This window comes from Prevotella amnii CRIS 21A-A, from assembly GCF_000177355.1.
Taxonomy (GTDB): domain Bacteria; phylum Bacteroidota; class Bacteroidia; order Bacteroidales; family Bacteroidaceae; genus Prevotella; species Prevotella amnii.
In genome coordinates this window covers 16,788-28,530 of sequence record NZ_ADFQ01000044.1, presented here as the reverse complement: position 1 = coordinate 28,530, position 11,743 = coordinate 16,788, and the positions used below count along the sequence as shown (strand labels likewise).

Genomic DNA, 11,743 nt, shown 5'->3' with positions numbered 1-11,743 from the left:
AATATAGTTTCTATAATAAGAAAATTCCCCAATTATCACGCTGGATAAGTGGGGAATCTCTTTGAACTGTATCGTTTAATCCAAACACTTTTTTATGATTTCATCACTGATGCCATTTTCTTTCATTCTTTCAGCAACTATTTTTTTATAATTATTAACTTCATGGTAGTGGAATATCATGTGTCCAAGTTCCTCTAAGGCATTTTCTATACGTTTTCTACCTTGTTCCGTATTCAAGTCTATGTCTGAGAATTTGGAACGCTCTCTGTGAAGGTTAAGGTAATAAATGCCACCGATTATCAGGGATGATATGGCGGATATATCTATACCAGTGTCCTTGAATTTCTCTTCATAGATATTGACAAGAGGTAAAGTGTGCATTTCTCTGAGCATGGCCGTACGGACTGTGGTCTCATTTCCTTCAGCAATCTCCCAGCGTAACAGTTCCAACATCACTGATTTATCTTGAAGTGCTTTCTGTACATCCTTGAAAATACTGATATAGCCCAATTCTGAATCTGTAGGAAATTGAACACCAGTGAGCACATCCTTAAACCAATAGTCATACCTCTTAACGAATTCATCATAAAATTTGCTAAGATTGTCATATCTGTTATAGAACACAAGCGGCTCTATTCTGGCTTTCTTGATAAGCTCTGTCACCAGCATTGATGCAAAGCCTTTTTTCTTAATCAGACTTTCTGCTGCCTTGATAATGTCTGCCTGTATATCGACGTTTGTCCTTCTGTATCTTTTGGGTTTATTTTCTTCTTCTGCCATCTAAAAAGGAATTGATTTTCTGATTTCCAAAAGAGCAGTCACTAATTGCTCTAACTGTTCTATCTCGTGAGAAGCCAATACACTAACTCTAAGCCGTGCTTCTTTGGTTCTTACCGCAGGATATGTGATACCGCTTACAAAGATACATCTTTTTTGTAATTCACGTGCTATTTCATATACTTTTCTATTGTCCCTGACCATGATAGGGAATATGGCAGATACAGAGCAGCCTATATCAAAGCCTTCCTCTGTCAGTCGTTTGCGCAGATAATTGACATTGGTCCACAATTTCTTGCGAATTTCAGGACGTGTCTGTATAAGTTCCAGTGCCTTCAGTGAAGATGCTGTAACCTGTGGAGTCATTGCTGCGGAAAAGACATTACTGTCAGCATAATATCTCAGATACTGAATCAGTTTTTCTGACGCGGCAACAAAACCACCGACACATCCGAAAGACTTACTGAAAGTTCCTGTAATAATATCTACTTGTCCCAAGCAATTATAATAGTCGGCTGTTCCTCTGCCGTTTTCTCCCATAACACCAATGCCGTGAGCATCATCCATCATAAGAAGACAATTGTGTTTCTTGCAGACTGCAATATACTCTGGAAGTTTTGATAAATCTCCATTTTGAGAATAGACACCATCAATGATGACTAATCGAGTTTGATATTTTCCTATTTCTCGCTCAAGGATCATGTCAAGATAGTCAATCTCATTGTGTCCTATATGTTTTACATTGGTTCCAATTAAACCACTCGTGGCACTGGTATGGATGTAGGAATCAATATAGGCTATGTCATTTTTTCCCAATATAGCACGAAGCAGACCTGCGTTGGCACCAAAACCTGATGAGAATAGAATGGCATCTTCCTGTCCTACAAACTTTGCTATACCTTCCTCCAATTGCTTATGAATATCCAAATAACCCCCAATAGCTTGGGCGGCACTTGCCCCCGTGCCATATTTTAAAACGGCATTTATGCCAGCCTCTTTAGTTTCTGGTCTTTGCGACATACCAAGGTAATCATTGGAAATGTATGCGGAAACCTCACCGTCATAGCCCTCAATTTGCATCTTGGCTCCAACTCCTGTTCTTGCCATGACCCAATAACTTTTGCAGCCGAACTGCTCCATTTGGTCAATGTAACTTTGGAAATTTTGGCTACGCTCGATAACATTCTCGTTTGGAGTAATCTCGAAATCCTTTAATGAAATAATATTTTTATTCATATAAACAATGTATATATAGTAAATAATGCCACAAATATAGCGAAAACACTAAGAAAATACAAATTTTGAAAAAAAAAAAACTGCTTTTACTTGTTTTATACAATATGTATTTGTATATTTGCAGCATGATAGTTAAAAGAATATCATCAATCAGATAAATTTTGAGTTATGAAATATATCCCCTTTAAAGATAATATTATGAAGTTTACAACATTATATATACTGCTGTTTCTTCTCTGCTCATGTTTTGAAGTACAAGGACAAACAAAGACTACTTTAATAACAGGAGTAGTTAAAACGGAATCAGGTGAATTCGTGCCACATTCCACTATTTTTTTCTCCAAAGTCAAACAAAAAAATCGCATTCTTGCTTCTGGACAATCTAACTCAAAAGGCGAATTTCAAATTGCACTATCTGTACCAGATGATAGTATAGCATTGCATGTTACACATATTAACATTGAACCTGTAACAATTTCGTGCAAGAATACATCGCAAAAAATAGATGTGATTGTTCAAGAACGTGTTACTCAACTGGAAGATGTTGTAGTAAAGTCTCCGAAAATATATGCAAATGGAGACACTATCAATTATCGTGTTGCTGCATTCCAACATGCAAATGATTTGTCAATTGGACAAGTTCTTCAACGGCTACCTGGCATAACTGTTTCTAATATCGGTCAAATCTCTTATAAAGGAATGCCTATCAAGAACTTCTATATAGAGGGATTGGATTTGATGAAAGGTAGATATGGAATTGCAACCAACAATATAGACCCTAATAGCATTAGTACAGTACAAGTGCTAGAAAATCACCAAGATATTAAGGCACTGAAAGACTTAAAACCTGAAGAACGAGCTTCCATCAACTTAAAACTCAAAAGTGGGGTAAAAGGAATTTTCAACCTAATCGCTACGTTAGGTGCAGGATTGGATAAAAAAGCACTATGGAACAATGAGTTGATCGCAACTTATTTTAAGCGCAACAGCCAACTGCTGGCCACCTATAAGGGGAATAATACTGGAAATGATTTGGGAATGGAATTAAGGTCATTTGACGAAGGTGGCACAAAGTATAAAACAGCAACTTTAACAGAAATGACAATGCCCGGTACTCCCGTTATTGGAAAACGTTATTATTATTTTAATCTATCACATACGGCTACTTTTAATCAAGTAATTCGAATTGGTTCAAATGGCGAATTGGGATTGAATGTTGCTTTTTTGAAAGATAAAGATAAGAGAAATCTTCAGTCAACTTCAACCGCCTATTTACCCACTGGAGAACGAAACATTGTAAATGAGAGTATTAATGGATTATTGAACAAACGTATTGGTTATGGTACAGCAACTTACATGCTTAACAATAGTAATTACTATATAAAAGAACAGTTAAAAACAGAATTGATTTCAACACATGGTTATAGCAATGCTATAATAGGAAATCAAGTTAATCAACAGAGTAAAATGAATAACTGTTTGTTACAAAACACACTTCACTTTACCTATCGTACAAGTAATAATCACGGGATAGATTTTTTCTCGAAAGTGAACTATGAGAAAAGACCACATCAGTTGTCCGTTTCATCGAATTTATTTCCAGAGATATTGTCTGATGATAACATGTTCCAGCATGTTAACCGCTCGAATATTTCTACCGAAAACAAAATAGATTTATTATCAGCTTTAGTTTTGGGACGTTTGACAGTCCACCCATTCACCCTATTTAAATTTTCCGCTGACAAATTAAGCAGTTCACTGCAGCAATATCAAAACGATATTTCATTAAATACAACAAACATTGGCATTGGATTTACTGCAAATTATAAATTGGGAAAAACCTATTTTAATTTTTTACTGTCAGGAGTTTATCGTTTATATAGTTTAAGAGATCATCTAGTTGGTCTGTTGTCTAGTAAACAAAAAATGGTGGCAGAACCAAGTCTTTCTATTAAGTATAGAATCAATGGTTTTCATGAACTGATGTTCGGAGTTGGTTGTGGTTATTCCAATCCTTCTATTGAGACACTTTATGGAAATTATATTTTGACTAATTATCGACAGCTCTCAATTTATGAAAGCAATGAACTATTTCATGCACAAATTAATAGAACAAACATTACATATAACTACAAGAATATTATTTCTATGTGGTTTGCAGGAGTTGATTTGATATGGGCCAACTATCATCCGGAAGTATTGTATGGAACAAACTATGATGGTGTGGCAGAAAAAATAATAAGTAGGCCGACAGATGAAGTATCAAACTCATATTCTGTCATTTTGCGAAGCAGTAAGGGATTCGACTGGAAAAAAACAAAAATAAGTGTTGATGCGAAATATACACATTTTGAAAGTCCGTTGCTTCTACAAGAACAGATTTTGAGATATTTCGGAAACTCTTATTCCACGAATCTCTCTTTTAATAGTAGTCCATTTAATTGGATGTCGGCAACTTATTCAGGCGGACTTTACATTTCCAAGTCAAAAATGCAGTTTGGACAGTCTACACCAACCATTAAAACCTTAAAAAGTAATTTTACTATGGATTTTTATCTGCCCGAAGGTATAAATCTCAGGATGAAAGCCGTTCACTACTACAACAATATGAACAATAAAGATAAATCTTTCTTTCTTGGCACTGTAGATATAAATTACTCCATAAAACGTTGGTATTTTTCATTAGCATTAGACAACATCTTCAACCGTAAAGTGTATGTAAACTCAACATCGTCTGATTTGCGTGAAAATACGACAGTCTACTACATTCGTCCACGCATTTTCTTGTTTCGTGTAAGATATAGATTATTGTAAAGATACACTTCGGTGTACATGTTTCATAAATTATTAACATTCTAAATTCTTAAACAATGGATTTGACAAAATTCCAAGATCTAGCACAAAGTGCTATGAACGAGAGAGAGATGAAATCTCTTTCTGGTGGCAATGTCTGTGGATGCGCATGCAGAAGCAATTCTACGATGGACAATGGTTCTGCAAATCACGCAGGCAATCTCAACTCGAAGGGGGCAAGTATGTCGGAAATGACATACTTTTTAGACGAGGTTGTAGTAACTCCTTCCCATGCAGTTGCAGCAGAGCCTGATTTTGAGATTTGTGATTAATAAACAAATTATCATCTCTTTGGGTTCGGCAACCCTTATGGATTGCCGAACCCTTAACAAAAAGTAAAATGAAAAAAGTATTGTTATTAATAATAATTTGCCTTATATCCAAGTTTGTCTATGCACAGTTTCCACCTGCGCCACAAATATTGGATAAGAAACTTTGTGTAGATACTGCATATATAGAACTCCTATATTCATTTAAATTTAAGAATCTTGCAGGACAAAAAGATTTTACTGAGGACATAAGAAAAATACAGATTGGGAATCATATTGTAAAGGACTTTAGTCAAATTGTATTCCATTATGACTCACTTGCAACAGAGCGTACTAAAAAAGGTCTGCAAACACAAAATATTCCCACACAAACATATCCTTGTGAATTATATAGTGATGTGGAAAATCATTTGCGAAAAGAGAAATACCGCCTGATGTTAAATGCAGGTGTACTTTGCTATGATTCTCAATGGATAACACCCGAATGGCAGTTTATACCCGATGATACAATACGTTTATCTAACTATTTGTGTAATAAAGCACAAATTAATTATGCAGGAAGAAACTACACTGCATGGTATGCATTGGATTACCCTATTTCCTATGGACCATTCAAATTTTGGGGTCTGCCGGGGTTAATTATAAAAATTGAAGAGGAGAGTGGCTTGTTCATTTGGGAGTTATATAAGATGAATAAGGTTCATTCGCCTATTTATAAATATAAATACGACAAGGAGCAAAATTGTACAGAAAGGTCAGCAAAACGCACAATTGATAAGATGATGTCTTCACCGATGTCATTTTTACAGTCCGTTGGAACAAAAATGATGGTAAGGCGCAGTGATGGGAGTTTTGGTGCTCCATCACAAAATAACCAACAGGAAGTATATCAACCCATAGAATTAAAATAAAATGGTAGAGTTGTCAGCAGACAATATTTTAGAGTATTTGGCGAATACACCGCAAATTACCTTTGAAATAACGGAACGGTGTAATTTGTCATGCATATATTGTGGATATGGAAAACTATATGCCAATAGAGGCGAAAGAAAAAATAGAGATCTTCCAATAGCTAAGGCTATACGTTTTTTGGAATATCTTAAGAATTTATGGGTCTTGGGAAATGATACTCAAGGCGATAGCTATATCACTATCAGTTTTTATGGAGGAGAACCGTTGCTTAACATCGAATTCATAAAGCGGATAATTGCTTACATAGAAAGCAATCTTTGTGGGTATAAGAAAAAATTTATCTACTCAATGACAACTAATGCAATATTATTGTCTAAATACATAGATTATTTAGTTGAAAAGGGATTTAAATTGTTGATTAGTCTTGATGGGGATGACAAAGGTTCTTCTTTACGCATATTTCACAATGGAACGCCTGCTTTTAATAAGATAATTTCGGAAATTGATTATGTTGCACATAAATATCCTAAATATTTCGACACAAACGTGGAATTTAATTCTGTTTTGAGCACAAAAACCACAGTTGAAGAAATTATTGACTTCATTGAGCAACGGTATGGAAAGAAACCTACTATTTCCGAAATTAATCCCGAAGGTGTCAATCCTAAAGAAAAATATCTTTTTGAGTCTATTCATCGAAAGAAATGGTCAGGTACAGCTATAACTAAAGTTCAGAACAAGAATTCTTATGATTTTCTTACCCATCCGTATTTTGAACGAGCTGCAAGATACATATTAATGCACTCACCATATGTTTACATGGATTATAATGAACTCTTGTTTAATAATCAAAATCGTAGAAAAGAGTTGCCTACTGGTACATGCTTTCCTTTTGTTAAGAAAGTTTTTATAACCGTTTCTGGGCAAATTATGCCATGCGAAAGAATAAGTTATACCTATGCCTTAGGAACTGTTTATGAAAATGCTGTTTCGATAGATTTTAAAGCAATAGCAGAAAGGTACAATAAATATTATAACAGAGTTAGACCTGTATGTCAAAAATGTGCCAACAACGAAGGGTGCTTAAGTTGCATGTTCTCAAACGGCCAACTTGAGTCACCACACTCTATGTGTTCCTATTTTATGTCCTCTAAAGATGCTAAGAATATGAAGAATGAAATTGGACAATTTCTGCATAACTATCCCGAAGCTTATTCATACATTATGAACAATTATGAAGTGATTATATGATTTATACATTGAAAAATTTCAAATGGGTTGCTATGTCAACAAACGTGTATGTTGATATAATAAAAGATAATAAGATTCTTTTGTATCATACAAAGAGTGGTGCGTACAAGATCTCTTCTAATAGTAGTTTTATTGAGGTTGTTAAGAATTTCTACTCCCCTGAAAATCTTGGAGTTATTGAATCTAATCAATTGTATTCTAAGTGTTCTGTTGATGTTGAATGGGCATTAAAAAACAAAGTGTTTATTCCTATAAATACTATACAAAAACCGATAGTATTATTACCAATCTTGAACCTTCAGAAAGATATTAGTAAAATTGGCGAAGGTAGTATTGACGACCGATTAGCAATAATAGGTTCAAAGCAAAATTTTATTTCAGGAATATACATTCGTATATCCAAAATAAATAATATATGTGATACGAAATGTTCAAAATTTCGAGTGGCAGCCTCAAAACAATATCCATGTCCAACTTATAGTCAGCGCATAGATAGAATATCTCCAGAGATTCTATCGCATATTCTTAATTCCTTAAAATATACTTGTGTATCAGTTGTCGATATAGTCTGTAGCTCTGACTATTTTTCAGTATATAGTAAAGAAGATTTTCTTTATATCCTATCAAAATATAATTATAAATATAGAATCCATTTCTTTATTGATGACTTTGGTTTTGCTTTATCCTTATTGAAATTGATTCAATCAATAAAAATAGAACTTGTTGCCTATGTTGACAAATTCTCAACAGAAGTCAAGCCGGAAGTTAAACATTTATTAAATCGAATACTGTATTTGAATTATGGAGAAGATGCAAACAAAGACAATGCCAATATCTTACCTGTATACATTGGAGATAGTAATAAGGAAGCTAACAATATACGGATAAGACGAGAAAAGGAAGAAGGTGTCTTTGAACAGAAAGTGTGTTTTAATGATGTTTTTAGAAATCAAAAACTTAATTCTCATTTCTTCGGGATTGTTGATGTTGACTCCCAATGCAACATACGTGCTTATGGGTCTCAACATATAATTGGTAATGTAACATCTGCTGATTTTTCATGGACGGACATTGTTGTAAATGAACTCAAGCAGAATCATTCTTGGAGATTAACCAGAGATATGACAAACTGCAAAGATTGCCCATTACGGTACATTTGCCCTCCCATTTCTTATTATGAAATTTTATCAAATAATACTCAAATATGTGGTTAATCTATAAAAAGATACGATTATACAGTTTTGTATTTATCGTTATGCTGTTTTGTACAAAGGCAAGTGGGAAAGTGACAACAGTTTCTCAAACAATTACGTGGTCATTACTCAAGGTAGATTCTCTTCTTCATATAAAAAACATTCAAGAGATAAAACTCTTGCATAATGAATTGTATATAACCTACGAATTCCCTGGAGGATATGGCGATCAGTTATTAAAAAGTTATAGTATAAACTGGGATACTCAAACGATCCGCTTTACAAAAGAGTATTACAAGCGTAAAAATGGTACGCATGTGTTTAGTGTTCCAATAACATTTTGGGATGAAAATGGAAATATGTTTGTAACAGAGCGTGATAATCCTTATATCTACGAGATAAAAAAAGACACTGTACGTAGAAACGGTAAAGCAATAATCTCCTCTAAATCAGAGTGCCCATACGAGTTGGTGCTTGAAGTAAAATACCCTTTCATCCTATCTAACGATAAATATATTTTCATTGGACGACAAAAAAAGAATGGTCACCAAGCTATTTTTAGTTCAACCACCCAAGGAAATAAGCAGAAAATAGAAGAACTTAGTAAAATTATATATGACAAAAGATATCCATCATGGTTTGTAAATCATGGTATGTTCACCTATTGTCCATCAGAACAAAAGGGTGCGTTTGCATACCAGCTATTTCCTGCTATAGAATTCTTTAATTTCAGCAATGGCACTACCAATCTATTCAAGAAAGGTTTGAATACTTTTAATCCTAAGACTATTAGTGAAGGCGATATCTGGGAATCAAACCCTATTCATTTTAAATATATTACTTCCAATGAAAAATATGTATATTGTCTTTATTGGGGACTTAGTACACAACGTGCATTGCAAAAATACAAGCAGCATACATTTCGAGCAGAAATCATAATTTTAAATTGGGATGGTGAAATATACAAGACCTTAAGAACCTCTCGTAAGATAACAGCGATAGCTGTTAGTGAGGATGGAGAACACCTCATTGGATTTGATGGTAAGAACTTCCTAATTGCTACAATTTAAATAATGCTTAGATTTCCAAATTGCACTCAATATGATAGCATGGACTGTGGTCCTTCATGTCTACGTATGATAGCATTATATTACGGAAAAGATATATCTTTAGTATATCTTCGGGAACTTTGTTGCTTCACCAATCGTGGTGTTTCGATTTTAGGTATAGACAGAGCCGCTAAGTTAATCGGTTTTGATACCATATGTGCTAAAATAAAATTCGATCAGATTGACACATCTGTTCCATTGCCATGCATACTACATTGGAATAATGAACATTATGTTGTACTATATAAAGTAAAGAAAATACTTGGAAGAAAGTATTATTTTGTATCGGATCCCATAGGTTCCCGTTTTAAATATTCAGAAAAAGAGTTTGTGAATTGTTGGCTGAACAAAGATGATCTTGGCGTGGTTATCTGCATGAAACCAAATCCAAAATTCTTTGAATCCAACAGCGGAGATCAATCTCGAGGAATTCGTTGGTTTTTTCAATATACTAAGCCATATTATGGTGCAATATTTCAAGTCTTAGTGGGACTTTTTTTCGGCTCACTTCTCCTACTGATTTTTCCGTTTTTCACACAAGCTCTTGTTGACTATGGAATAGGGAATAGAAATCTTGGATTTATTTGGACTGTTTTGATTGCACAAATACTTTTAATTCTTGGCAATTCTGTAATAGGATTCATTAGGAACTGGGTTTTACTTCACATTGGCATGAGGATTAATATAACGATCATTTCTGATTTTATCATCAAACTCACGAAACTTCCTATGAGTTTTTTTGATTCAAAAATGATTGGTGACGTTCTCCAAAGAATTGGTGATAATTCAAGAATCAAAGAGTTCGTTACTGAAACAAGTCTTTCGATATTATTTTCTCTTCTAAATATTATTATACTAAGTGTCATTGTGTTAATTTATAACTTCTGGATATTTCTTATTTTTACTATTGGCAGTCTGTTACATATTGGATGGATATTATTATTTATGAATAAACGTGCGATACTTGACAAGAAAATGTTTGCACAGACTTCTTCCAGCCAAAGCAATATCATTCAGTTGGTTATGGGGATGCAAGAGATTAAGTTATGTGGATGCGAGAATCAAAAAAGATGGGAATGGGAAGATGTTCAAGCAAAAATATATTCAATTGCAGTCCGTGGTTTATCATTGTTACAATATCAACAATCGGGAGCAATTTTACTTCTGCAATTAAAGAATGCATTGATTACGGCACTGATAGCTTCTCTAACAATAAAAGGACAAATGACATTAGGAATGATGATGTCAATACAGTATATAATCGGGCAACTTAACAGCCCAATAGAGCAATTAATTCAATTTGTACGAAAATATCAAGATGCGAAACTCAGTCTAGAAAGAATTAATGATGTTTATGAAATAGAAGAAGAAGTCCATAATACTTCAAGATTAATAACGAATATTCCGAATGACTCCGTTACAATACATAATGTGTATTTTCGATATGACAAACTTTCAACAAAGTACACTATAGAAGATATTTCTTTACAAATTCCCAAAGGAAGAACGACTGCTATCGTTGGTTTAAGTGGAAGTGGAAAAACGACATTATTAAAATTGTTATTAGGATTTTACACTCCAGAAAAAGGTGATATCTTCATTGGTAATCAGAGTTTAAGTAAATATGATATAAGAGAATGGAGAAAAAACTGTGGTGTTGTAATGCAAGAAGGTTATATTTTTTCAGACACAATTGCAGCAAACATTGCACCAGGCGTTAATTGTATAAATCAAGAAAGATTAATTGAATGTGCCCATACTGCAAATATATTGGGATATGTGAAAGCATTACCTATGGGATTCAATACGATTATCGGAGGAGATGGTTTGGGCCTTAGTATGGGACAGAAGCAACGAATATTAATCGCTCGTGCACTATACAAAAACCCTAATTATATATTAATGGACGAAGCTACAAATTCGTTGGATGCGACTAATGAATCAGAAATTATGGAAAGAATGAGAAGTTTCTTACATGGTAAAACTGCACTAATTATAGCACATAGATTAAGTACCATACAAAACGCTGATAACATTATTGTAATGGAAAATGGTAGAATAATAGAACAAGGCAAACATTCCGTTCTTATTTCGAAACAAGGCAAATACTATGACTTAATTCGTAACCAATTAAGTTTGTAAA

Annotated in this window: 9 protein-coding genes; 7 read left to right on the top strand and 2 right to left on the bottom strand. The window is 34.0% G+C overall.

The window, feature by feature from the left end; translation table 11 throughout:
• Positions 1-75 precede the first annotated feature (75 nt).
• Together HMPREF9018_RS04040 and HMPREF9018_RS04035 are read right to left on the bottom strand one after the other, a co-directional pair.
• Positions 76-780, bottom strand: coding sequence for a TetR/AcrR family transcriptional regulator (locus tag HMPREF9018_RS04040; protein WP_008448472.1), 705 nt, complete (start codon positions 778-780; stop codon positions 76-78).
• Complete coding sequence (locus HMPREF9018_RS04035; protein WP_008448476.1) at positions 781-2,013, bottom strand: aminotransferase class I/II-fold pyridoxal phosphate-dependent enzyme; 1,233 nt, start codon at positions 2,011-2,013, stop codon at positions 781-783.
• Between the two features lie 198 nt (positions 2,014-2,211).
• Between HMPREF9018_RS04035 and HMPREF9018_RS04030 the strand changes: the two genes are divergently transcribed.
• The 7 genes from HMPREF9018_RS04030 to HMPREF9018_RS04000 all read left to right on the top strand — a co-directional run bounded on the left by HMPREF9018_RS04030 (position 2,212) and on the right by HMPREF9018_RS04000 (position 11,742).
• On the top strand, positions 2,212-4,827 hold the full coding sequence (locus HMPREF9018_RS04030) for a TonB-dependent receptor (RefSeq protein ID WP_008448443.1): 2,616 nt from the start codon (positions 2,212-2,214) through the stop codon (positions 4,825-4,827).
• A 56-nt stretch (positions 4,828-4,883) separates the two neighbouring features.
• Positions 4,884-5,138 carry a TIGR04149 family rSAM-modified RiPP gene (locus HMPREF9018_RS04025; protein WP_019036733.1) on the top strand — a complete coding sequence of 85 codons (255 nt, stop codon included), beginning with the start codon at positions 4,884-4,886 and terminating at the stop codon, positions 5,136-5,138.
• 68 nt (positions 5,139-5,206) lie between these two features.
• Complete coding sequence (locus HMPREF9018_RS04020) at positions 5,207-6,046, top strand: GLPGLI family protein (RefSeq protein WP_008448438.1); 840 nt, start codon at positions 5,207-5,209, stop codon at positions 6,044-6,046.
• A 1-nt stretch (position 6,047) separates the two neighbouring features.
• Complete coding sequence (locus HMPREF9018_RS04015; protein ID WP_008448457.1) at positions 6,048-7,298, top strand: radical SAM peptide maturase; 1,251 nt, start codon at positions 6,048-6,050, stop codon at positions 7,296-7,298.
• Positions 7,295-8,512 carry a hypothetical protein gene (locus HMPREF9018_RS04010; RefSeq protein WP_008448464.1) on the top strand — a complete coding sequence of 406 codons (1,218 nt, stop codon included), beginning with the start codon at positions 7,295-7,297 and terminating at the stop codon, positions 8,510-8,512. Before HMPREF9018_RS04015 ends, HMPREF9018_RS04010 begins: the two co-directional genes overlap by 4 nt.
• Positions 8,513-8,583: 71 nt before the next feature.
• A complete protein-coding gene (locus HMPREF9018_RS04005; RefSeq protein ID WP_232724641.1) occupies positions 8,584-9,561 on the top strand; it encodes a TolB-like 6-bladed beta-propeller domain-containing protein in 978 nt (325 codons plus the stop codon).
• Between the two features lie 3 nt (positions 9,562-9,564).
• Positions 9,565-11,742: a peptidase domain-containing ABC transporter gene (locus HMPREF9018_RS04000; protein ID WP_008448450.1), complete on the top strand. Its 2,178-nt coding sequence runs from the start codon at positions 9,565-9,567 to the stop codon at positions 11,740-11,742.
• Position 11,743: the final 1 nt, after the last annotated feature.

Bases quoted from the DNA above. Each gene is read 5' to 3' on its own strand.
- HMPREF9018_RS04000 (WP_008448450.1), top strand. From the start codon at position 9,565: ATGCTTAGATTTCCAAATTGCACTCAATATGATAGCATGGACTGTGGT.
- HMPREF9018_RS04030 (WP_008448443.1), top strand. From the start codon at position 2,212: ATGAAGTTTACAACATTATATATACTGCTGTTTCTTCTCTGCTCATGT.
- HMPREF9018_RS04020 (WP_008448438.1), top strand. From the start codon at position 5,207: ATGAAAAAAGTATTGTTATTAATAATAATTTGCCTTATATCCAAGTTT.
- HMPREF9018_RS04035 (WP_008448476.1), bottom strand. From the start codon at position 2,013: ATGAATAAAAATATTATTTCATTAAAGGATTTCGAGATTACTCCAAAC.
- HMPREF9018_RS04025 (WP_019036733.1), top strand. From the start codon at position 4,884: ATGGATTTGACAAAATTCCAAGATCTAGCACAAAGTGCTATGAACGAG.
- HMPREF9018_RS04015 (WP_008448457.1), top strand. From the start codon at position 6,048: ATGGTAGAGTTGTCAGCAGACAATATTTTAGAGTATTTGGCGAATACA.
- HMPREF9018_RS04040 (WP_008448472.1), bottom strand. From the start codon at position 780: ATGGCAGAAGAAGAAAATAAACCCAAAAGATACAGAAGGACAAACGTC.
- HMPREF9018_RS04010 (WP_008448464.1), top strand. From the start codon at position 7,295: ATGATTTATACATTGAAAAATTTCAAATGGGTTGCTATGTCAACAAAC.